The organism is Legionella jordanis, assembly GCF_900637635.1.
GTDB lineage: Bacteria > Pseudomonadota > Gammaproteobacteria > Legionellales > Legionellaceae > Tatlockia > Tatlockia jordanis.
In genome coordinates this window covers 669,867-690,520 of sequence record NZ_LR134383.1, presented here as the reverse complement: position 1 = coordinate 690,520, position 20,654 = coordinate 669,867, and the positions used below count along the sequence as shown (strand labels likewise).

The following is a 20,654-nucleotide window of genomic DNA, read 5'->3' as shown; positions in this document are numbered from 1 at the left end:
TGATCCTAAACTCGTGTAACATCATTCCATGCCGCAATTTGAAAATAAACCATCATGCGCTTATTGAAGTCTACTGTTTTATCTGGCTTGACCATGCTTTCTGCTTGTGCAACTACAGGTTCAAATCCAAATGACCCTTATGAACCATTTAACCGAAGGGTATATGATTTCAATATGGCTGTAGACGCCACCTTGTTAAAACCGACGGCCAAAGTTTATAAGGCAATTCTGCCTCCCTTTGTGCGCAGTGGGGTTAATAATGCCTTCAATAACGTGGCCATGATTCCAACTGTGGCCAACGATGTCCTACAAGCCGATTGGCGTTATGTTATAAAAGACAGCTGGCGCTTTGTCATTAATTCAACATTTGGCGTAGCTGGTTTATTTGACGTGGCCAATAGCAATTTTGGCTTACCCCCCCATTACAATGACATGGGTTTAACGTTTGCAAAATGGGGTGATAAAAAATCACCCTATCTGGTGATCCCTCTCCTTGGACCAAGCACCATTCGTGATGGTATGGGCAGCTTATTTGATTACACCGTATTAAGTCCCTATGCCTATATTCCTGAAGGAGGTATTATTTGGGGATTGGCAGCCGTTCGCTACGTTGATTTACGTTCCCAATTATTTGAATCCGAAGCAATCATGGCTGAAGCATTGGATAAATACGCTTTCATGCGGGATGCTTACTTGCAGCACCGAAATTACCTCATTACTGGTGAACAGCAGGAAACAGGGTCTTTATATATAGAAGACGATGAGGGGCCAAGTGACTATGTGGATGATGAGCCCGCATCACCAGAACCCAAGAAAACTCAGTAAAGAAAATGCTGCACATTGCCCTGTACCAACCTGAAATTCCACCTAATACCGGCAATATCATACGGCTTTGCGCCAACAGTGGCGCCCAGTTGCACCTGGTTCATCCTTTGGGATTTACTTTAGACGATAAAAAAATGCGCCGGGCGGGCCTTGATTACCATGAATGGGCCAAGGTCATTCATTATGAGAACGAAGAACATTTTTTGGATGCCAATGCAAACCGCCGCATTTTTGCTTGTTCAACCAAAGGCCAAAAAAATTACAGTGATGTCGTTTATCAAGACAACGATCTCTTGCTGTTTGGCCCTGAAACGCGTGGATTGCCGCCCCCTCTTCGCGAGCGATTCGAAGCGATTCGCATCCCAATGTGTCCTCACAGCCGTAGTTTGAATTTATCCAATTCGGTTGCCATCATTCTTTTTGAAGCTTGGCGGCAATTGGGATTCCCTGGCAGTACTGAACATCCCTAATCATTATTTTTTTTCAGAAACCAGGGATTGCAAACAACGTAAATACTCTCCGGCAATATCTAAGCCAGTTTCCTTGGCTATTTCTTGCAAGCACGTTGGGCTGGTCACATTGATTTCTGTCAGATAATCGCCTATCACATCAATACCCACGAAATAAAGACCCCTCTCTTTAAACGTTGGACCGATTTGCTGGCAAATCCAGCGATCACGCTCATTAATTGCTATAACTTCACCACGCGCTCCTGCCGCAAGATTTCCACGTAGTTCCCCCTTTGCTGGAATTCGGGCCAATGCATGCGAAACGGGTTCGCCATTGATTAACAAAATCCGTTTATCCCCAGCTGTTTTGATTTCCGGAATGTATTTCTGGGCCATGATGCTGACCTTTTGGCCCTTTGTTAGTACTTCAAGAATTACTGAAAGGTTTTCCCCCTTTTCATTCACGTGGAAAACGGAATTTCCACCCATGCCTTCAAGAGGCTTAAAGATGACATTGCGATATTCCTCCCAAAACGATTTCAAGCGTACAATATCTCGACTTACCAGCGTTGGCGGGCAGCATTGGGGGAAATTCAAGGTGTAAAATTTTTCATTGGCATCCCTTAAGCTTTGTGGCTTATTGGCAATTAACACTCCTTCTTTTTCAGCCAGCTCCAGAGCATAAGTTGCATAAATGTATTCCATATCAAATGGAGGGTCTCGACGCATGAGAATGATGTCAAATTCTTTAAGCGCCTGTTCTCCTAAATCATGAGTTTTAAACCAATCCTTGCGGGATAAATCTTCAATCTGAATGGCATGCATGCGGGCATAAGCATGGCCTAAGCGACAATACAAATCGTCCTGGGTAAAAAACGCACATTCCCAACCCAATTCATGACCGGCATTAAGCATGGCAAGGGTTGTATCTTTGTAAGGTTTTAATTTCTCCAGAGGATCCATCAACACGGCAAGTTTCATGCACAACTCCTGGATTGTTTATTATTAAGCTTGCAATTTTGGCTAGCTCACGTTTGCCAATTCACGGGCAGCCGCCAAAGCCGCCAATCGAGCGATCACCCCGTAAGCATAAAAACGATTCGGACGATCCACCGCATCTAAATCTCGTCGCGGCGTATTACAAGCTTGAGCAAAAGCCAGGGGCTCAAAATGCATGCCTGGAGCATTGAGGTTTTCACTTGCACTTCTTCCCTGATGCACCCGATAAAACCCGCCTACCACAAATTGACCAATCATATAAACAACAGGTTCGGCTACTGCACCATTTGGCATGGTTTCAAAGGAGTAAACACCTTCTTGAATAATGACTCTATCCACTTTGCGTCCCCCCTTACTGGCGGACATTCGGGTACGCTGCTTGCGATTCAGTTGCTTTAATTCTTCACCATCGTGAACGGTCATTACACTCATTCCATAAGTCCCGCTGTCAGCTTTAATGGCCGCAAAGGGTTTTTCGGTAATCCCGTAAGTGGCATATTTATCTGCGATTTGGGCAAGCAAGTGATTTGTTTCATCCGCTAATTGATCAAGCCCCTCCTGGGCCATGAAATCGACTTCTCCCATTGCAGAAAAGAAAGGATTAATTAACCATGGATCCATGCCCACTAAGGCTGCAAATTCATCTGCTACCTCATTAAAAAAATTAAAATGGCTTGATTTTAAGCGATTTGACCAGCCTAATTTTGCAGTGGGTCGAATGGGTTGTTCCAACCCTTCTAAAATCTCAGGAACCCCTGAGGACAAATCATTATTTAACAAAAGAATGCAAGGATCAAAATCCTGTAATCCAACACGGTTGCCTCGGCGTATCAGAGGTTCAAGCAAAAAATTATGGCCATTTTCAAGCGTCACTTGCTGAGGCTCTTTCAAGTCAGGGTCGATGCTCCCTATGCGGACAACAAATCCCGCTTGACTGAAAATTTCCCGCAGGACAGCCAAGCTCTGCATGTAAAACAAATTCCTTGTATGACTTTCAGGAATAATCAATATCTTCATGCAAGTTGAGAGGGAATCCACCATTACCGATTGAATGGCCTGCACGCAAAGAGGTAAAAAATCACGGTTTAAATTGTTAAAACCAGCAGGAAATAAATTCGTATCCACCGGGGCCAATTTGAAGCCTGCATGCCGTAAGTCAACTGAAGAGGTAATAGGAGGAGGAGTTTCCAACCATTTTTCGCGAAACCAAGTTTCAATAGGAGCTACTTGATTTAAAATTATCTTTTCAACATGATGCAAGGGACCACAATGCGCAGTCGTTAAATGAGGTACTGGAACATCTTTTGAATGCATGTTCTCTCCTACAAAGAAGATTCAAGGAATGGCTAATTTGAATACGCTGTGTCTTAAGAAAATTCGAAAAAACATAGCCTAATTTCTACTTAGAAACTGATGGTAACTCAGGTTTGTTGATGAAGCAAAGCAAGAATGCTGCAAGCCTTTATCGAAAAAGATTGTATCGTGATAGCATAGTTCAATATCGTTTATCCGGGAAGAATCGTGTTTTATCCTCGCAAAACCCTTTATGCAGTGATGTTGCTCACGGCTTTAGGCTGCATTTGGGGCTCTGGTTATGTTTTGGCTAAGTACGCCATAATGAATGGAGTGCCTCCCTTAGGCTATGCTTTTTGGCAATCCTGCGGTCCAGCCATTTTACTGTCCTGTTTTTGCCTGTTATTCAATAAACAGCAAAGTGTGATGAAACGAACTCACTGGCCTTATTTTTTAGTCTGCGGCCTCATTGGCATCGCAATCCCTAATAGTAATATGTATTTTGTGGCCAATCATTTGTCAGCAGGGTTATTGGCGGTATTAGTCAACACGGTACCTTTGCTGGTTTATCCTTTAGCTCTCATAGCCAGGCAAGAGCAGTTTGATCCCTTAAGAGCATCTGCCCTGGTATTTGGCATGTCCGGAATTTTAATGATCATCAATCCGCCCATCCAGGGACTAACTTCCCCATGGTGCCTGCTGGCTTTAATCAGTCCTTTGGGGTTTGCTCTTTGCTCCATTTATATCGCAGCAAAACAACCTGAAGGCCTCAACCCAATAGAAGGAGCCACTGGAATGCTCATTGCCTCAACTCTATTGCTTATCCCATTAGTCGCACAGCAACATGCCTTTTATTCACTGACTGGAACCATAAATGGGGTGAAAGCCGTGGTTATTCTTGAGATTTTACTTTCAAGCCTTGGCTATTTGTTGTTTTTCAAACTGCTGACTTTGGCAGGCCCTGTTTTTTACAGCCTTACAGGAGGAATTGTGGCCTTGACGGGGTTATTCTGGGATTACGTAATCTTCGGTAATTTTCCTGATTCCACAAGGAGTTTGGCCAGTTTTTTAATTATTTTTGCCATTTTTTTGATATCATGGCGTCAACGGGGATCAACGGAGGAAGCTTTGTGAGTTTAACAGAAATCGCGCAGCAGTATCAGGGACAAATACAAAGTTTTGAATTACTGCTCTTGCTCATTAACGCCCTTCTTCATGTATTGTTTGCCGGGGCTGTAGCCCGAGATGCCGGCAACCTTTACAAGATAGGTCAAAGACCAGCTTTGGTTTCAGCCGCAACCTGGGCGTTTGCAACTCTACTCGGAGGAGTCATTACTGCTGCAATTTATTGGTTTATCCACCACTCCACTTTGACGAGACCGTCGCTGCGGGAAAATACCCTGAGAGAGAAAACCTATGACTGAAATAGCTACCATCAACGTTCATCAACTCAAACAGCTTATGGATGAAAACCCCAAGCTTTGCCTCATTGATGTCAGAGAATTGCCCGAGTGGCAGACTGTCAGGATTCCGGGAGCAAAACACATTCCCAAAGACCGCTTGACAACAGAGATTGAATCGATTGCCGCTGATCGTAAGCAAGCCATTTACTTGCATTGCAAAGGAGGGGTACGGTCTTTGTACGCTGCTAAAACTTTACTGGATTTAGGCTATAAAGAAGTGTATTCAGTAGACGGTGGCATTCTTGAATGGGCCATGTCTGGCTATTTAGTTGAGGAATGATAACCTTTCCTGAAACGCCATCCTACTGTTCAAAGAGGAATAGAAATACCCTGCGCTTGGCAGGGCATTGCCATCATTGATTTTGTGTACTTGGCACATACACTTCGTCGTTATCCTTAACAGGATTGGGAGAATTTGAAGACCATACTAGGGTTCCTTTTATTCTGGAAAGTAAGGAATAGGATGGGCCGCCTTCCCGGCTTTGTTTTTCCTCAGCCTCTAGTCGAGCCTTTTCCTCAGCCTCTAGCCTGGCTTTTTCATTAGCCTCTTTTCGAGCTTTTTCACCATTGATTACTACTGTTTCTTCAGCTGCGCTTCTCATCTTAATCGCCAATAACGTGAGAGGCACGGGCTCAAAATCTTTAATCCAACAAAAAGCATGATTATTGGAGATCTTTTGCAAGCTTTTATCCTCTTTAAAAAGCTCGGCAACTAATAGAGGAACAGCATTTTTAAGCATCATAAGCTCACTGAGCGCATCAAGTTCCTGCGGCATTCTCGGGCGAGGAGGTTTCTTTTCCTCGTCAGTGGGTTTAAGGCCAATCACTACTTCCAGAGATTGATACAGCACACCATTTTTATTCTCTGTCCTTGCAATGTGTGACATTATCAAATGGGCCATACCAGAGAATGTAGATGCTTGCCTCTTTTCATAGTGTAATTGAGTCTCATCTTTAAGCTTAGGCATTTCATCAATGATTGACATGGCGGTTTGCAAGAACTGTACTAAAATGCGGCGGTGGTCAGGTAAAGTATCGACAGTCACCTTTTTCCATTCACCCAGTAGAATATTCAATTTTTGATTAAATATTAATTTTTGTTGAGCATAGGACCTCAATTCAAAACCCATCTTATCTCTCCTTAACTCCATTAATAGGTTATTGGTGGAATCATTCACCGCAAATCAGTTTAAACTAATTCATTCGCCTCGTCATGAGTTTTCTTTAAACGAATTAACTAATTTACAATCGTTTGATATTTAAAACAAAAGCATCGCTCTAAAATCAGACAAGAAGGTCGCTATGACGGATCAAATTCTTTCTTCTGCAAAAATATTTACCAAAAACACAAACTACTTTAGGATGGCTGTTATTTATTTTTGCGAGAACAGCATGAAAAAAACAATCACTGCATTTTTTTTGCTTGGCTCCTGCCTTGCCTTTGCTGATGTCAAACCGCCAAAGCTGGTCGTGCAATTGGTGGTAGACCAGCTGCGTGGAGATTTGCTCAGCAAATATCAAAAAAAATTTGGCGAAAATGGATTTAACTATCTAATCCAACACGGTATTGATTATCATAACGCCCATCACCCTCACGCCAATACCGTCACTTGCGTTGGCCATGCGACCATTGCGACAGGCAGCTATCCTGCCTATCACGGTATTGTCAATAATGAGTGGTATGATCGCAAAACTAAAAAGCTCGTCGCTTGCGTTGAGGATGAGCAAAGCTCCATTTTACCCCATGGGAAAAACAGCAAAACTCTGGTTGGCCGCTCTCCTAAAAACCTGATTGCCTCAACATTAAGCGATGAAATTGTATTAGCGCAAACAGGTAAGGCTTTTGCTGTTTCTTTGAAAGATCGTTCTGCCATCACGCTGGCCGGACATGCAGGAAAAGCATTTTGGTTTGATCGCGAAAATGGCGGCTTTGTGAGCAGTCGGCACTATTATTCAAGCTACCCTAAATGGGTCGACTCCTGGAATGCGAGCTACGTCGCCAGTGATCAAACATGGGAGTTAAGTTATCCTAAGTCCAGCTACGCTTATGCTCAAGCAGCAAGATTTGAGCATCGATTTCCAGGTTTTGGGCAAATTTTTCCGCATCATTTAGGCTCCCCAAAGAGCGATACCTATCTTAAGTACTTGTCCATGACACCTATGGCTGATGAAATCACCACCGATTTTGCCATTTCCTTGTTACAACATGAGCAATTAGGAAAATCGCCGCAACGAACGGATTATTTGGCCATTAGCTTTTCTGCTGTTGATGCCATTGGCCATCAATTTGGCCCTAACAGTTTAGAATCAGAGGATAATCTGCTGAGGCTAGATAAGACATTGGCACGATTGCTGACCGCTTTGGATGAGCAGGTGGGATTGGAAAATACATTGATCGTATTAACAGCGGATCATGGGGTAAGCGATGCAAAAGTTTATCTCGCTTCGCACAATATTATTGAAAGCCCATCCGCTAATCCATCTCAAATCAAGCAAGTCCTTGAGAACGGTTTGAAGAAGCACTTCCATCTTCCAGCGCAAACTTTGGAAGCCATCTCCCTGCCTTACATCCACCTTGATCATCAGCTCATATTGGATAAGCAATTATCCGTCAGCCAGGTTAGCAATTACCTCGCAGAGCTGCTTCGCCAACAACCCGGTATTTTCCAGGCTTATCCTTTGCCTTTAGCCAGCACTGAACACGATTGGCTGAGCTCAAAAGTCGATAAAATGGCTTTTCCTGACCGCTCTGGCGATCTTTACGTAGTTGCCCCACCCTATCAAGCCCTGAGAGATGACAGTGATCACCGTGTAGGGCATGGCACTCCCTGGCGGTATGACAGCTACGTGCCATTACTCTTTGCCAATCCCAAATTTACACCTCAGCGCATCTTTAGACCTGTGGAAACCACTGATATTGCGCCCACCCTGGCGGCAATATTATTGATCAAAGCCCCATCTGCTGCTGTAGGTAAACCTTTAGAAGAAGTGAATCAGCAATTTGAAAACAAAACTTGAAATTCTAAACAGTTGCCCCTACTAATATAGTGGGGGTCACTTAAATGGAACAATCATGAATAATGTCAAAACCTTCATCTTGCTTGCAGCATTAACCGCTTTATTACTGGTTATTGGCAATGCTCTGGCCGGGAAAGCAGGGTTAATTATTGCCCTAATCTTTGCCCTGATTATGAATTTTAGCGCTTATTGGTTTTCCGATAGCATCGTATTGAGCATGTACAATGCTCAACCCCTGGATACAAGACATCCCGTCTATAGCATAGTTAACCAATTGGCCCATAAGGCTCAAATTCCCATGCCCAAAGTGTATGTGGTCGACAGTGCAGTTCCAAATGCCTTTGCAACCGGACGCAATCCTCAGCATGCCAGTATTGCGGTGACCACAGGCTTGTTAAATCAATTGTCTCAGGAAGAATTAATCGGGGTATTGGCCCATGAATTATCTCACGTCACGCACCGCGATACGCTAATTAGCGTTATTGCCGCAACATTGGCTGGAGCCATCAGCGGTATTGCCAATATGTTCATGTGGACTTCCATGTTTAGCAATTCAGAAGAAGACCGCCCACACCCTTTTGTGGGTTTGCTGTTAATGATTTTAGCCCCCCTGGCCGCAGCCTTGGTACAAATGGCGGTTTCCCGCTCCAGGGAATATGAAGCCGATGCAGGAGGTGCCAAATTATGTGGGGAGCCCTTGTGGCTAGCCAATGCTTTGGCCAAATTAGAAATGTCGAATCAGCAAGGGCAGTTTCAACAGGCCGAAGCCCATCCCACTACAGCTCATCTTTTTATTGTAAATCCATTGAGCGGTGAGGGTTTAACGCATCTTTTTGCAACTCACCCACCCATTGCTGATCGAATTCAACGACTGCAAGAGATGGCTAGAGGATTCAGAGGATATCGTTAATGGCTTGCTTTAGTCTCTCTTTCTGAGGATAATTCGCCAATTCATAGCTATACTTTGGGTGACTGATGGGGCAGCAACTAGGGCAATTTATTATTAATCATTGGGCACTTTGGCTCGCGTTTTTAATTCTTCTACTGTTAATCTTTATCAATGAATTACAAACGCAGAAAAAACGCGCCAAAGAAGTGTCGCCTCAAGCTGCAGTTGATTTAATCAATCATGAAGGAGCTGTAGTCATCGATTTGAGAGACGCGGAGTTATTTGGTAAAGGTCACATTATCGATTCCATTCGAGCCACTGCCGAGGATTTTGGGCAACAACGCATGGAAAAGTATAAAACGAAACCAATAATTCTGGTCTGCGCACGAGGTTTGCAAGCCGCACAATTGGCTGCAAAATTGCGCAACGAAGGGTTTTCACAACCCTTTGTTTTAGCGGGTGGCATAGCCGGCTGGCAAGCGGCAGATTTGCCTGTGGTTAAAGGAAAGTAAAGGACTAAGCTATGGCTGAAGTAATTATGTACAGCACTGCCTATTGCCCATATTGCACTAAGGCACGTGATTTACTTGATCGTAAGGGAATAACTTATACTGATATTCGCGTGGATGATCAGCCGGATAGACGCGATGAAATGATTACAAAAAGTGGACGGCGCACCGTACCGCAAATCTTTATCAACGGCCAACACATTGGCGGTTGTGATGACATGTATGCCTTGGAAGAAGAAGGGCATTTAGATAAACTTTTACGAGGATAACTGTAAATGGCAGATCAACAAAACCCCCAGCAACAAGACGAAGCCCAGTTTATGATTCAACGCGTTTACGTCAAGGATTCATCTTTTGAGGCGCCTAATACTCCCAGTATTTTTCAGCAGCAGTGGGAACCTGAGCTTTCTTTAGATCTGAATACCCAGCACAACCAGCTTGAACAAGGCGTTTATGAGGTGGTTCTTACTGTGACCGCAACGGTAAAAAATAAACAAACCACAGCTTTTCTAGTCGAAGTCAAGCAAGCTGGTATTTTTACCATTCAGGGAACGTCCAAAGAACAACTGGATCATTTGCTGAATAGCTTCTGCCCAAATATCCTGTTCCCTTATGCGAGAGAAGCCATCACCTCCCATGTAATTCACGGCAGCTTCCCACAGTTGGTGTTAGCGCCAATTAACTTTGATGCGCTTTATATGCAGCAATTGCAAGAAAAACAACAAGCCACTGAAACAGCACAATAATCTATGGATAAAGCAAAGATTGCCATTCTTGGTGCTGGCTCGTGGGGAACTGCTGTTGCCATTCATCTGGCCAATTGTGGCAATCAGGTTCTGTTGTGGGCGCACAACCCACAACATGTGCAGGACATGATGCAAGCCCGCTGCAATGCGCGTTATTTACCTGGGATTTATTTTCCTAATAACCTCATTCCTACGGCCAAGCTTGCTAATTGCGTGGGTGAAGACATTGAAACCATCATTGCCGTACCGTCTCATGCCTTCTCCAGTTTACTCTTACAACTTAAAAAACCCCCGCACGGTTTGAGCTGGCTGACTAAGGGCATCGATCCTGAAACTCATAAATTGCCGAGCCAACTGGTTGCCGAACACTGGGGCGATTCATTTCCTTTGGCAATTATTTCAGGTCCTTCTTTTGCAAAGGAAGTCGCTAATTTCCTACCCACAGCCCTCACCCTGGCAGGTAATGATTTAACTTATCAAAAAAGAATGCAAAAGCTCTTGCATTGTAAAAATGTCCGCGTGTATTTGAGCTCCGATGTGCTGGGCGTACAGTTATGCGGTGCAGTTAAAAATGTATTGGCAATCGCATGTGGAATTAGTGATGGTCTAGGTTACGGAGCCAATGCAAAAGCGGCAATCATTACCCGGGGTTTAGCAGAAATGCGCCGTCTAGGAATTCAAATGGGGGCAAGGGAAGAAACATTTATGGGATTAGCGGGCTTAGGCGATTTGGTTCTAACCTGTACGGATGATAAATCTCGCAATCGACGTTTCGGCTTGCATTTGGGTCATGGCATGGGTATTGATGAGGCGGAAAAACAAATCGGCCAAGTGGTCGAAGGAAAGTACAACGCCTCTCAAGTGTGTTTACTCGCAGCCCAGTTTAACGTGGAAATGCCTATTTGCATGCAAATTAATGCCGTTTTGTCAGGAAAAATGAATGTAAATGAAGTGGCACAAGCTCTGATGAGTCGTTCACCCAAGGAAGAATAAAGACTATCCTTAGAGTGATCCAGAGCTTTCCAAAATACAATTCAGTTGCCAGGGATATGCAGTATGTCGCGAATAATCATTAGTAGCTTAATTATTTTATTCCATTTACAAGCTTGGTCCACTCCCATAGTTCAGAAATCTCAAACCTTCTATGGCATCAAAGGAGACAATGAAAATGAACTCCGAAATCAACTGAATAGCTTAGGCCCAGTCATTAAAAATAAACGCTTTGATGCACAGACCACCTGGCATATCAGCTGGACCTACAGTTGGCAAGCCCCAAACTCTTCTGATGAATCCTGTACTTTAAAAAACGCTCAAGTCACGATTACCATAGAGCAGTTACTGCCTCAATGGCTAGACCAGGCATCCGGTTCACTTGTCTTACAAGCCAAGTGGAACAACTACATGGCTGCGCTCCTGAAACATGAACAGCTTCATGAAAGCAACGGCATGGAAGCGGCTCAAGAAATTGAGGCCGCTTTATTAAAGATCCCTCCAAAAGACAGTTGCCCTGATTTAGCCAATGCAGTTGAAACAACCGCAAACGCCATCCTTCAGCAACATAATATTTCAGATCAAAAAATCGACATTGACAGCAACTACGGGTTGTTGATGGGTGCTTCTTTTCCCTAAAGGAGAAATCAAGCTACTCTCCGCATCCCCAGGGAGCACCGCAACTTAAATCAAATTGCAGCAGGTCAATTTTATTTGGTCTTGCATGAATTTGAGGGCAAGCAGAAATAGAACTGAGTTCAGTAATGCCCTCCTTAAACATCGTTAAACCGGTTTCGTCTTCCAATGACTGCAAACGTGCTTTAGAGAAGGCATCGAGTTGTTGCAGTTGTGCTGTATTCCAATGGATGCATGGACTGCATTCCAGGCTTGCATGATTGAGGACAGGAAAACCTGTTCGCCTAATCAATTGGATAAACTCTTCATCATGGGTTTGCCACAATGGGTGCCATAGGCTACGGCCCTGATACAATTCATTATCTCTTTCAAATTCTTCAAGATTGGTATAGCGGCGAGAGTCGCTTTGCCGTTTTCCGGAAACAATTAGGGCTTCACAGGAAGGATCAAAATCATCAAGGAATGCTAAAATAGCCAAGCCTTTAAGAAAACTGGCGCACCACTGAAATTTTCTACTGGGGAACTGCTTGCGATCTTTAACCATATCAGCAAAGCTCATCGTCGAAGTTAAACCATGCACTGAGATCCCTTGTGCCTTCGCGTATTCAGAGCAAGCCACTACCCTTTCTGACCAGGCCGCTTGAGCCCAACCCGTGTCAACGAACACAAAATGGACATTGCCCACGCCCTTCTCAATAAGTGCCTGTAAAACGGCTAAAGAATGATTGCCAAAATTACCAATGATAATGTGCATGGGATACTGTCTTTCCATCTCAGGTCGATGTGCTCAATGCTGCATATGGTAAACTATTTTACAACTGGTTTAAAATAGCGGAACAATTCTCGGCTCAGTTTGCCCTGTTTTATGGTTCTTCAGGACGGGCATTAAAGAAATGCATCGCTATAAATCCTTGCTGATGGAACACCTGCAAGAAACACTTGTGTTTTTATTTTATTCGTAGTGTCCTTCGGTCCACAAACATATACCCTTATGTCTTTATTTGCTGCAGTCAGATTGAGGCCGGTTTTATCGAAAATATTGGCTTCGGGATAATTTCCCCTGGTTTTTAATACACAGGGAGAGTATTTAAAATTCTCATAAATTGATGCCAACATCTGCAATTCTTCAGAGTAATAAATATCCTCATCCACACAGCCGCCGTGTATTAAGTGAATGGTTCCATTATGTTGCTCACTTAAAGCCGATTTAGCAATGGCCAATAAAGGGGCTAATCCGGTGCCAGTTCCAACCAACAGCATATCAAAAGACGCCTGAGCTGGGTTAAGGTAGTAACACTTGCCAAAAGGCCCACGAATATGAACCATGGTATCTACAGCGGCCTCTTCCCCCAACCATCGGCTCATTTCCCCATTTTCTTTCAGCTTTATGTGCAACTCAATAAAGCCTTCTTTTGCAGGGAGGTTTGCTATGGAGTAGCTCCTCAAGATGCCTTTGGAGTTCATAAGATTGAGGTACTGCCCGGGGATCCAAACCTCTAGGTTCCCTGTTAAAAGTTTTACCCTAATGACATTATGCGTCAGGCGCTTAATGTCATTGATTAGGGCTTGTTGGTCACACTCTGAGGCATCGGGAGACTTCAGCATAATATTAGCCTCTGGCTTTGCCTGGCATGCAAGAAAATAGCCCTGGGCTTTTAAGGTATCAGGTAAGCCATCCTGCCATTTTGCTTCGACAACGCCTTCTGTGGCTTTCATCAAGCAAGCCTGACAAATACCTGCGCAACAAGAATGAGGATAATCAATCCCATGGCGCAAGAGACAATCCAGCACAGACTCACCCTCCAAAGCTTGCAGGTTTTGATGATTAAAATTGAGTTCTGCCAAATTTCACCTTCCCAGTACGTCATCACGCACGCTGTTTGCTATGTTGGCCACTTCCTGAATGTCTTCTTCGCAAGCGCCCAATTCAACTAACGTTTCCCTCAAATGTCCAATCACCACATCCACATGGTTATCGTTTAAGCCGCGCTTCAGTAAATGACGATGACCTTCCCGCATGTCTTTACCTTGGTAATTATTTGCGCCACCAAACACCATGGTTAAAAACCCTTTTTGTTTGACAATTTGCTGTTCCATATCCACATCGTCAAAAAAATGACGAACCCTATCGTCGGTCAACATTTTGCGATAAAAAATATCTACAGCCGTGTTTACAGCATCAGCCCCACCCAAACGCTCAAATAATGTTTTAGGCATGGTATACTCCGAAAGATGTATTTGAAATACATGTTATAAAAAGAAATAATAAGCGTCAAGACATGAATTTGCGGAGATGATGCATGCAGTTAACCCAATTTACCGATTATTCTCTCAGAGCCTTGATATACATTGCTCTTAAAAAAGAGCTATGTACCATTAATGACATTGCCAAGGCCTACGGTATTTCATCGAATCATCTGGTAAAAATTATTCATAACTTAGCAAAAATGGGCATAATCAGAACGCTTCGTGGTAAAAGTGGTGGCATCGTCATGGCAAAAAACCCAGCGGATCTTAACCTTGGGGAATTGATAATTAAGCTTGAGCCACATTTTGATTTGGTGCCTTGTTTCAACAAAGAAAAAGCAAATTGCTGTATTGCGCCTGCATGCAAATTAAAGCGCATCCTTTTTGATGCAAAGGAAAACTTCATCGCCATTTTAAAACAATACAGCTTGGCGGATATTCTGGACAATCCAATAGAATTGAAAAGCTTGCTTTCTGCTACTGAGAAATTTTAACAGCCTTAGAATTTGAGATCTTTGCAGGACTGCCCCCGACTTCGACGACTACAATCTAGGGTTTTAATGTAACAACAGTCTACGCAGGTGCAGACTCAGCACATCAATCGATTTCAGCATTCCTGATGGCTATTTGTTTTGTTCCGTTTAGTGGATTTTTAAGGGTTGAAAGTAATGATTCTAAAGCCCAATGAGAGGCGAAAGATAAGCCTGTTAAGATCATGCGGGAGATTAGGTGTTGATTTCATCAGGAAATGGAGATTTTCCTTTAGTTGAGTGAACCGGCTGACGCGATAAATGGTGCCCAGGGCCGGAGTCGAACCGGCACGGGATTTAACTCCCGAGGGATTTTAAGTCCCTTGCGTCTACCTGTTTCGCCACCTGGGCATTTATTTGGAGGCTGAGGCCGGAATCGAACCGGCGTCCACGGCTTTGCAGGCCGCTGCATAACCACTCTGCCACACAGCCAAAGTAATTCGTAAAAAAAAAAAGCGACTTACGACGTCGCTTTAATTTGGAGCGGGAAACGAGACTCGAACTCGCGACCCCAACCTTGGCAAGGTTGTGCTCTACCAACTGAGCTATTCCCGCCTGTCTACGGGTTGCAATTCTACCGTAATTTAGGACTCTGTCAATAAGCTAAGTTAATTTTTTTATTAACTTTTTATTCTAAAACTAAACACTATGCAAAACGTTTAGTTTTAAACCAAAAATTTGGATGAAAAGGGAAAAGGAGTATCGTCTATTTCAGTACGCAATGTAAATATGATTGCAGCCCTTATCATTACAGGCTGACGAATAAGGTTTTGCTGATAAAATAAGGGCCAGGGATTTGTGGAATCCGAACATTGATTCTGGACTAAGGTGCCACTGATTTTCTTCTTATCAATTGCGGCCAGGCAATGGATAAATAAATAACCATGGACCAAATGGTCAAAATGGCAGCAATGTACAGCAGGATAAAGCCTAATACTCCCCACCAGGATTGAGAGGGTATAAATCCGAGCAGCAGCACCAAAGCAAACATCTGTACGGTTGTTTTCACTTTGCCAATGTAGCTGACGGTAATACTGGCACGGCTGCCAATTTCAGCCATCCACTCACGCAGAGCTGAAATAACTATTTCGCGCCCAACAATGACTATGGCAGGAATGGTAATGTAATCCACTTGCTTGGCACCGACTAGCAACAACAAACTGCAAGCCACCAATAATTTATCCGCCACGGGATCAAGAAAGGCGCCAAAGGGCGACATTTGCTTCAACCGCCGTGCGAGATAGCCATCCAACCAATCCGTAAAGCTTGCCAAAGCAAAGATGGCCGCAGCAACGGCATGCCCCCACTCAAAGGGCAAATAGAATGCAATAATAAATATAGGAATCAATACAATGCGCAGTAAAGTTAGCAGATTGGGTAAACTGGTTAAATTACTCACAGGAGCTCCCCTCCTTTGGCAGTTGTAAAAAATCAGCAAGATGGCAATAATCGTCAAAGACTGCCAAAGCACCCGCAGCGAGCAAGGCGTCCCTTTGTTGATGATAAAAATCAACGCCAAGCGCATCCACACCAAGACTTTGTGCCATTTGAATATCGCTAACCGAATCCCCTATCATCACCGCCTCATGCACTTCAAGGGCAAATTCGTCGAGAATTTCCTGCAACATATCAGGGGAGGGTTTCGCGGCCGTTTGCCCCGCTGAACGGGTTACTTTAAAAATGCTGTCCAGCCCAGATAAATGCAATGCCCTTTGCAAGGACTGCTGACCTTTATTACTGGCGATGGCTACATCAATTCCTGCACGATGCAAACGGTTTATAAAATCTCTGACCCCGGGAATTAAAAAGATTTCGGTGGTGCGGGCTATCAACGACTGCTGGACAGCTTGCAACAGTTCTTCATGTTGATCATCGCTAAGATGGGGGAAGACTTTCCTTAAGGCTTTAACCAGCCCCAAATCAACGGATTGCCTTGCCAGTTGCTCATCAATTTCACCAAAATTTAAACGTCTGGCTTCACTGGCAACGCTATGAAAAATTTGACCTAGGGTATCACCTAGGGTTCCCTCCCAATCAAAAACCACCAATCGGTATGGCTTATTCATGAGTCAATGAGCTCCTCATTTGAAGTGTTCCTAATGCTTCTTTAAATCGTTCATCCAAATCAGCTTCGAAGCTGTAACTTTTGCCATTGAGGGTAAATTGAATTCGTCTGGCATGCAAATAAAGCCTGGGTTTTATGCTTTGTAAATTGGCCATGGATTGCGAGTTACCATATTTTTCATCACCAATGATAGCATGCCCCAAATGGGCACTGTGCACGCGTATCTGATGAGTTCTTCCTGTTTGCGGAGAAGCTTCAACCAGGCAGGCTTGTTGATAATTTTCAATTAACCTGAACAAAGTTTGCGAAGGCTTTCCTTCTGGGTCCACCACCACAATTCGCTCTCCGGATTTTAATATGTTTTTTTTAAGTGGCTCATCAACCACAATCTTTTTTTTATCATGCCAGGAATTGATAAGCAAAGCCCAATAGGTTTTCTCCACCTGCCGTGCTTCCAAAAGAGCCTGAATTGCTCTCAACATACTTCTTTTTTTGGCCAATAACAGACAACCAGACGTTTCCCTGTCCAGGCGATGCACCAGTTCAAGGTAAGCCAGGTCATCTCGCGTTTTTCTAAGGGCCTCAATAACCCCTAAACTGACTCCGCTTCCACCATGAACAGCAATGCCAACCGGCTTATTAAGCACTAAAAGGCTATTGTCCTCAAAAATAATACTGTCTTGCAGCTGTTTCCCTAAACGGTTACCGACGAAAATTTCCTTAGCGGCCGAAACCCGCACGGGGGGAATACGCACGATATCGCCTTCAACCAAACGTAAGGCCGCTTGGGCTCGTTTCTTATTCACACGAACTTCCCCAGCCCGTATTATGCGATAAATATGACTTTTTGGTACACCCTTGAGTACCTTCATCAGATAATTATCGAGGCGTTGCCCCTCTTCTTCAGCGCCGATTGTTGCATAGCGTACTTCAGTCATTTATGTAAAACCTATTTGCTGACACTGTTTTTTTTGATAATATTAACCATTGCGTGCATATTCGCGCGACCGAATTATAACGTATAAACAAAAAGTTTATAGCTGGCTTTAAATAATTTCAGCTAAACCAAGGATCTTGAGTAATTAGCTAATACGTGCCCGAGCTTTCCTCTGCCTTCATCAGTTGGCAATTCAGGAACCAGTCCGTTGAGCTACTATTATAGTATAATTGACTTAGGTCCTTAAAAATGAAACGCGCTACCTTAAGTGTATGATATAAGGAAGCACCCAAAACTAGAGCCAAATTGAAAAAGAACTCATCAGATACCCACGCATGTCAGACATGCTTTACATCCGTTTTTACTTATTTTGCGAGTTTTAGGCAAAGGATGGTTTCTCATGCTTAAAACCATTGTTCAAGCCTTTTCATCACAAAATCTGTTAGCACTGATGTATTCTACCGGTATGCGCCGCTATTTTGCGGTACCATGCATGTGGTCTGTCCTATGGTCTTTGGGATGCTTAAAGTGAGTATTTTTTGTTTTTTAAAGAAGCGTTCAATCGTAGCTAAATAGATATAACTCCTGGCATTCAGGAGTCAAAAAGACAATCCGTGAAATGAGTAATTAGCACAAACGTAACTGCAATAACAAAAAATAAATCCTTACACTATCTGCCTTAAGAAATGCGCCCTTTATTGGGGTAAACAATGGAAAAAATGCTAATAAATGCTACTCAAACCGAAGAGGTCCGAGTAGCGCTGGTTAAAAATAAACATCTCTATGATTTGGACATTGAATGTCCTACGGAAGTAAAGAAAAAGGGGAATATTTACAAAGCGATTGTGACGCGTCGTGAGCCAAGTCTTGACGCAGTATTTGTTGAATATGGCGCAAAACGGCAAGGTTTTCTGCCTTTAAAAGAAATTGCGCCAGAGTATCTCAGTAAAAACCCTGAAGAATTCGGTGATCACAAACCCCCTATAACCTCTCTAATCCGCGAAGGACAAGAATTGCTTGTGCAAGTGGACAAAGAAGAACGAGGAAACAAGGGGGCAGCGCTCACCACCTACATTACCTTGGCAGGTTGCTATCTGGTGCTGATGCCCAATAATCCGAATTCAGGCGGCATTTCCCGTCGCATTGAAGGCGATGACCGAGATGAATTGAAAGAAACCCTGAATGCTTTGCAATTACCGGATGATATGGGATTAATTATCCGCACCGCAGGAGTCGGTAAAAGCCAGGAAGAGCTACAAGCGGATCTGGATATGCTGTGCAACCAATGGCAAGCCATTAAGCAAGCTTACCACAATCAATTAGCTCCTTGCCTAATCCACCAGGAAGGCGATGTCATCATCCGCTCCATTCGCGATAATTTGCGCAAGTCCATTGGCGAAATCATCATTGATGATCACGTTTCCTATACTAAAGCCAAACAATACATTGAACAGGTTAAACCGGATTTCCTACCCAATCTCAAGCTGTACAACAGCACGGTTCCTTTGTTTAATTTTTACCAGATTGAAAGCCAGATAGAAACGGCTTACCAACGTGAAGTTCCGCTCCCCTCTGGCGGTGCCTTGGTCATTGACCGCACCGAAGCCTTGGTTTCAATTGACATCAACTCGGCTAAAGCAACCAGTGGTTCCGACATTGAAACAACTGCTTTAAATACCAATTTGGAAGCGGCTGACGAAATTGCACGTCAATTACGTTTAAGGGATTTAGGTGGCTTAGTGGTCATTGATTTCATCGACATGAGCTCCAGTAAAAATCAAAGGGACGTAGAAAATCGCTTAAAAGAAGCCTTAAAGGCCGACAGAGCGCGTATACAGGTGGGCCGTATCTCTCGTTTCGGTTTGCTTGAAATGTCTCGTCAACGCTTGCGTCTTTCTTTAGGTGAAAGCGCACAAGAAGTTTGCCCGCGTTGTGAAGGAAGAGGCACGGTGAGAAATATTCAATCTCATGCCTTATCCATTGTACGCCTGATTGAAGAAGAGGCTTTAAAAGAAAAAACAGCTGAAGTTCAAGTACAACTGCCACCAGAAATGGCAACATTCATCATGAATGAAAAGCGTCAGTTCATTTTCAACATTGAGAAACGTCACAATGTGGAAGTATTAATCATTGCCAATCCTTATTTGCAACCTCCGCATTACGAGATTACTCGTTTGAAAGAAGACAACGTCGGCAAGAGTAAAAAACCCAGCTACTCATTAATCCAGCAGCCAGAAGTCAGTTTAACTCGTGCCGAAGATGCAGCAAAACGCGATGAACCCGCAGTTAAACCTTTTTCACTGCCTGCCGCTGAAAAAGCTCATCATAGTAGCTTCATCAAAAGATTGTGGAATAGTCTTTTTGGCACAGCTGAGACCAGTCCCCCAGGACGTCAGGAGAAGATTACTGGAACAGTCCAGCAGCAAAAACAACCCCACGCGCATAACCCGCAGGAAAGAAGACAACCTTCAGGCAATCGTCGTCGCCGTTCAGGCAACCAACAACGTAGTTCTGGTAATGTGCAAAGAAAAAGACCACAGGGCAATCAATCCAGTGCACGCGTCGTCCCTATGAAGCCTGCTGATCAAGGAAAAAAAAAAGCAGCAGCCAATAAGGAATCCCAAGACAACTAATCGTGCCCATGATGCCTAACTAATAGCATTCCTCCTTTTCAGGAGGAATGCCTAGATTAAGCAGACCTTATCGCTTTAGTTCCCAGCCTTGGCTGGCGCGAAATATCCTTGAGTGTTTGCTACATTATTTTCGTCCACTTCCTGAATCGCAGGGAGGGGTGCTTGCGCTAAATTACCCACGTTAGGAGGGTTAACCGGCGTAAAAAAGGCACTCTGCGGATACACTTCCCTCGCATTAAATCTTCTAGCTCTTTCTTCAAGACGGCGTCTTTGCTCACCATTATCATTGCCATTGGCATTACTCGGGCTATTTCCAAAATTTCTGAACATCGTATTTTCTCACTGTTGACTAAATTAACTCATTAATGTTTCTTTTTGCACTCAAAATATTTTAAAAGAGCGAAAAGATCTGACATTATACATAC

The 20,654-nt window shown here is 43.7% G+C and carries 25 protein-coding genes and 3 tRNA genes; 15 read left to right on the top strand and 13 right to left on the bottom strand.

Annotated elements, in window-relative coordinates; all coding sequences use genetic code 11:
* The first annotated feature begins 54 nt into the window (after positions 1-54).
* Both EL203_RS03325 and trmL read left to right on the top strand, forming a co-directional pair.
* Positions 55-825, top strand: a complete 771-nt coding sequence (locus EL203_RS03325) for an MlaA family lipoprotein (protein WP_058470527.1) — start codon at positions 55-57, stop codon at positions 823-825.
* A gap of 5 nt (positions 826-830) precedes the next feature.
* Positions 831-1,295, top strand: coding sequence for a tRNA (uridine(34)/cytosine(34)/5-carboxymethylaminomethyluridine(34)-2'-O)-methyltransferase TrmL (trmL, locus tag EL203_RS03320; protein ID WP_058470528.1), 465 nt, complete (start codon positions 831-833; stop codon positions 1,293-1,295).
* Between the two features lie 3 nt (positions 1,296-1,298).
* On the opposite strand, the gene gshB is transcribed toward trmL, so the two are convergent.
* Positions 1,299-2,255, bottom strand: a complete 957-nt coding sequence (gene gshB / locus EL203_RS03315; RefSeq protein WP_058470529.1) for a glutathione synthase — start codon at positions 2,253-2,255, stop codon at positions 1,299-1,301.
* A gap of 42 nt (positions 2,256-2,297) precedes the next feature.
* Positions 2,298-3,587, bottom strand: coding sequence for a glutamate--cysteine ligase (gene gshA, locus EL203_RS03310; RefSeq protein WP_058470530.1), 1,290 nt, complete (start codon positions 3,585-3,587; stop codon positions 2,298-2,300).
* Positions 3,588-3,794: 207 nt separating this feature from the next.
* On the opposite strand from gshA, the gene EL203_RS03305 reads away from it, so the two are divergent.
* Genes EL203_RS03305 through EL203_RS03295 form a run of 3 tightly spaced genes read left to right on the top strand, consistent with a single transcriptional unit; the run spans position 3,795 to position 5,309 of the window.
* Positions 3,795-4,700, top strand: a complete 906-nt coding sequence (locus EL203_RS03305; protein WP_232004009.1) for a DMT family transporter — start codon at positions 3,795-3,797, stop codon at positions 4,698-4,700.
* On the top strand, positions 4,697-4,990 hold the full coding sequence (locus EL203_RS03300; RefSeq protein ID WP_232004006.1) for a hypothetical protein: 294 nt from the start codon (positions 4,697-4,699) through the stop codon (positions 4,988-4,990). Before EL203_RS03305 ends, EL203_RS03300 begins: the two co-directional genes overlap by 4 nt.
* Positions 4,983-5,309 carry a rhodanese-like domain-containing protein gene (locus EL203_RS03295; protein ID WP_058470532.1) on the top strand — a complete coding sequence of 109 codons (327 nt, stop codon included), beginning with the start codon at positions 4,983-4,985 and terminating at the stop codon, positions 5,307-5,309. The genes EL203_RS03300 and EL203_RS03295 overlap by 8 nt, the downstream gene beginning before the upstream one ends.
* A 73-nt stretch (positions 5,310-5,382) precedes the next feature.
* On the opposite strand, the gene EL203_RS03290 is transcribed toward EL203_RS03295, so the two are convergent.
* The gene (locus EL203_RS03290) at positions 5,383-6,159 is read right to left on the bottom strand and encodes a hypothetical protein (protein ID WP_058470533.1); all 777 of its coding nucleotides are present in this window, start codon (positions 6,157-6,159) and stop codon (positions 5,383-5,385) included.
* A 262-nt stretch (positions 6,160-6,421) separates the two neighbouring features.
* On the opposite strand from EL203_RS03290, the gene EL203_RS03285 reads away from it, so the two are divergent.
* The 7 genes from EL203_RS03285 to EL203_RS03255 all read left to right on the top strand — a co-directional run bounded on the left by EL203_RS03285 (position 6,422) and on the right by EL203_RS03255 (position 11,820).
* Positions 6,422-8,047 carry an alkaline phosphatase family protein gene (locus EL203_RS03285; RefSeq protein ID WP_058472174.1) on the top strand — a complete coding sequence of 542 codons (1,626 nt, stop codon included), beginning with the start codon at positions 6,422-6,424 and terminating at the stop codon, positions 8,045-8,047.
* 52 nt (positions 8,048-8,099) lie between these two features.
* The gene (gene htpX / locus EL203_RS03280; protein WP_082647142.1) at positions 8,100-8,957 is read left to right on the top strand and encodes a zinc metalloprotease HtpX; all 858 of its coding nucleotides are present in this window, start codon (positions 8,100-8,102) and stop codon (positions 8,955-8,957) included.
* Between the two features lie 65 nt (positions 8,958-9,022).
* A complete protein-coding gene (locus tag EL203_RS03275; RefSeq protein WP_058470535.1) occupies positions 9,023-9,448 on the top strand; it encodes a rhodanese-like domain-containing protein in 426 nt (141 codons plus the stop codon).
* A gap of 11 nt (positions 9,449-9,459) precedes the next feature.
* Positions 9,460-9,714 (top strand): glutaredoxin 3, encoded by a 255-nt coding sequence (gene grxC, locus EL203_RS03270; RefSeq protein WP_058470536.1) that lies wholly within the window; start codon positions 9,460-9,462, stop codon positions 9,712-9,714.
* 6 nt (positions 9,715-9,720) lie between these two features.
* Positions 9,721-10,191, top strand: a complete 471-nt coding sequence (gene secB / locus EL203_RS03265) for a protein-export chaperone SecB (protein ID WP_058470537.1) — start codon at positions 9,721-9,723, stop codon at positions 10,189-10,191.
* A gap of 3 nt (positions 10,192-10,194) precedes the next feature.
* Complete coding sequence (locus EL203_RS03260; RefSeq protein ID WP_058470538.1) at positions 10,195-11,184, top strand: NAD(P)H-dependent glycerol-3-phosphate dehydrogenase; 990 nt, start codon at positions 10,195-10,197, stop codon at positions 11,182-11,184.
* A 63-nt stretch (positions 11,185-11,247) separates the two neighbouring features.
* Complete coding sequence (locus EL203_RS03255) at positions 11,248-11,820, top strand: DUF922 domain-containing protein (protein WP_058470539.1); 573 nt, start codon at positions 11,248-11,250, stop codon at positions 11,818-11,820.
* 13 nt (positions 11,821-11,833) lie between these two features.
* On the opposite strand, the gene EL203_RS03250 is transcribed toward EL203_RS03255, so the two are convergent.
* From EL203_RS03250 to EL203_RS03240, 3 genes are all read right to left on the bottom strand, one after another.
* Entirely contained in the window at positions 11,834-12,589 is a 756-nt protein-coding gene (locus tag EL203_RS03250; RefSeq protein WP_064108408.1) for a phosphoadenosine phosphosulfate reductase domain-containing protein, read from the bottom strand.
* A 113-nt stretch (positions 12,590-12,702) separates the two neighbouring features.
* Positions 12,703-13,662 (bottom strand): FAD-binding oxidoreductase, encoded by a 960-nt coding sequence (locus tag EL203_RS03245; RefSeq protein WP_058470541.1) that lies wholly within the window; start codon positions 13,660-13,662, stop codon positions 12,703-12,705.
* A gap of 3 nt (positions 13,663-13,665) precedes the next feature.
* Positions 13,666-14,034 carry a group I truncated hemoglobin gene (locus EL203_RS03240; RefSeq protein WP_058470542.1) on the bottom strand — a complete coding sequence of 123 codons (369 nt, stop codon included), beginning with the start codon at positions 14,032-14,034 and terminating at the stop codon, positions 13,666-13,668.
* A gap of 83 nt (positions 14,035-14,117) precedes the next feature.
* On the opposite strand from EL203_RS03240, the gene EL203_RS03235 reads away from it, so the two are divergent.
* Positions 14,118-14,558 carry an Rrf2 family transcriptional regulator gene (locus EL203_RS03235; protein ID WP_058470543.1) on the top strand — a complete coding sequence of 147 codons (441 nt, stop codon included), beginning with the start codon at positions 14,118-14,120 and terminating at the stop codon, positions 14,556-14,558.
* Positions 14,559-14,856: 298 nt separating this feature from the next.
* Here EL203_RS03235 and EL203_RS03230 read toward each other — a convergent pair.
* The 6 genes from EL203_RS03230 to EL203_RS03205 all read right to left on the bottom strand — a co-directional run bounded on the left by EL203_RS03230 (position 14,857) and on the right by EL203_RS03205 (position 17,597).
* A tRNA-Leu gene (locus tag EL203_RS03230) sits at positions 14,857-14,945 on the bottom strand.
* A gap of 7 nt (positions 14,946-14,952) precedes the next feature.
* Positions 14,953-15,026 (bottom strand) — tRNA-Cys (locus tag EL203_RS03225).
* A 47-nt stretch (positions 15,027-15,073) separates the two neighbouring features.
* Positions 15,074-15,149, bottom strand: a tRNA-Gly gene (locus EL203_RS03220).
* Positions 15,150-15,417: 268 nt separating this feature from the next.
* On the bottom strand, positions 15,418-15,993 hold the full coding sequence (gene pgsA / locus EL203_RS03215; protein WP_058470544.1) for a CDP-diacylglycerol--glycerol-3-phosphate 3-phosphatidyltransferase: 576 nt from the start codon (positions 15,991-15,993) through the stop codon (positions 15,418-15,420).
* Positions 15,986-16,660, bottom strand: coding sequence for an HAD family hydrolase (locus EL203_RS03210; RefSeq protein WP_058470545.1), 675 nt, complete (start codon positions 16,658-16,660; stop codon positions 15,986-15,988). The genes pgsA and EL203_RS03210 overlap by 8 nt, the downstream gene beginning before the upstream one ends.
* Positions 16,653-17,597 (bottom strand): RluA family pseudouridine synthase, encoded by a 945-nt coding sequence (locus EL203_RS03205; RefSeq protein ID WP_058470546.1) that lies wholly within the window; start codon positions 17,595-17,597, stop codon positions 16,653-16,655. The genes EL203_RS03210 and EL203_RS03205 overlap by 8 nt, the downstream gene beginning before the upstream one ends.
* Before the next feature lie 399 nt (positions 17,598-17,996).
* Between EL203_RS03205 and EL203_RS14660 the strand changes: the two genes are divergently transcribed.
* Both EL203_RS14660 and EL203_RS03200 read left to right on the top strand, forming a co-directional pair.
* Complete coding sequence (locus tag EL203_RS14660) at positions 17,997-18,128, top strand: hypothetical protein (protein WP_259637586.1); 132 nt, start codon at positions 17,997-17,999, stop codon at positions 18,126-18,128.
* Positions 18,129-18,306: 178 nt separating this feature from the next.
* Complete coding sequence (locus EL203_RS03200) at positions 18,307-20,229, top strand: Rne/Rng family ribonuclease (protein ID WP_058470547.1); 1,923 nt, start codon at positions 18,307-18,309, stop codon at positions 20,227-20,229.
* 75 nt (positions 20,230-20,304) lie between these two features.
* On the opposite strand, the gene EL203_RS03195 is transcribed toward EL203_RS03200, so the two are convergent.
* Positions 20,305-20,559 carry a hypothetical protein gene (locus EL203_RS03195; protein ID WP_058470548.1) on the bottom strand — a complete coding sequence of 85 codons (255 nt, stop codon included), beginning with the start codon at positions 20,557-20,559 and terminating at the stop codon, positions 20,305-20,307.
* Between the last annotated feature and the right edge of the window lie 95 nt (positions 20,560-20,654).

Coding starts and splice junctions, on each gene's coding strand:
- EL203_RS03325 (WP_058470527.1), top strand. CDS start 55: ATGCGCTTATTGAAGTCTACTGTTTTATCTGGCTTGACCATGCTTTCT.
- trmL (WP_058470528.1), top strand. CDS start 831: ATGCTGCACATTGCCCTGTACCAACCTGAAATTCCACCTAATACCGGC.
- gshB (WP_058470529.1), bottom strand. CDS start 2,255: ATGAAACTTGCCGTGTTGATGGATCCTCTGGAGAAATTAAAACCTTAC.
- gshA (WP_058470530.1), bottom strand. CDS start 3,587: ATGCATTCAAAAGATGTTCCAGTACCTCATTTAACGACTGCGCATTGT.
- EL203_RS03295 (WP_058470532.1), top strand. CDS start 4,983: ATGACTGAAATAGCTACCATCAACGTTCATCAACTCAAACAGCTTATG.
- EL203_RS03290 (WP_058470533.1), bottom strand. CDS start 6,159: ATGGGTTTTGAATTGAGGTCCTATGCTCAACAAAAATTAATATTTAAT.
- EL203_RS03285 (WP_058472174.1), top strand. CDS start 6,422: ATGAAAAAAACAATCACTGCATTTTTTTTGCTTGGCTCCTGCCTTGCC.
- EL203_RS03275 (WP_058470535.1), top strand. CDS start 9,023: ATGGGGCAGCAACTAGGGCAATTTATTATTAATCATTGGGCACTTTGG.
- grxC (WP_058470536.1), top strand. CDS start 9,460: ATGGCTGAAGTAATTATGTACAGCACTGCCTATTGCCCATATTGCACT.
- secB (WP_058470537.1), top strand. CDS start 9,721: ATGGCAGATCAACAAAACCCCCAGCAACAAGACGAAGCCCAGTTTATG.
- EL203_RS03260 (WP_058470538.1), top strand. CDS start 10,195: ATGGATAAAGCAAAGATTGCCATTCTTGGTGCTGGCTCGTGGGGAACT.
- EL203_RS03255 (WP_058470539.1), top strand. CDS start 11,248: ATGTCGCGAATAATCATTAGTAGCTTAATTATTTTATTCCATTTACAA.
- EL203_RS03250 (WP_064108408.1), bottom strand. CDS start 12,589: ATGGAAAGACAGTATCCCATGCACATTATCATTGGTAATTTTGGCAAT.
- EL203_RS03240 (WP_058470542.1), bottom strand. CDS start 14,034: ATGCCTAAAACATTATTTGAGCGTTTGGGTGGGGCTGATGCTGTAAAC.
- EL203_RS03235 (WP_058470543.1), top strand. CDS start 14,118: ATGCAGTTAACCCAATTTACCGATTATTCTCTCAGAGCCTTGATATAC.
- EL203_RS03210 (WP_058470545.1), bottom strand. CDS start 16,660: ATGAATAAGCCATACCGATTGGTGGTTTTTGATTGGGAGGGAACCCTA.
- EL203_RS03205 (WP_058470546.1), bottom strand. CDS start 17,597: ATGACTGAAGTACGCTATGCAACAATCGGCGCTGAAGAAGAGGGGCAA.
- EL203_RS14660 (WP_259637586.1), top strand. CDS start 17,997: ATGCTTAAAACCATTGTTCAAGCCTTTTCATCACAAAATCTGTTAGCA.
- EL203_RS03200 (WP_058470547.1), top strand. CDS start 18,307: ATGGAAAAAATGCTAATAAATGCTACTCAAACCGAAGAGGTCCGAGTA.
- EL203_RS03195 (WP_058470548.1), bottom strand. CDS start 20,559: ATGTTCAGAAATTTTGGAAATAGCCCGAGTAATGCCAATGGCAATGAT.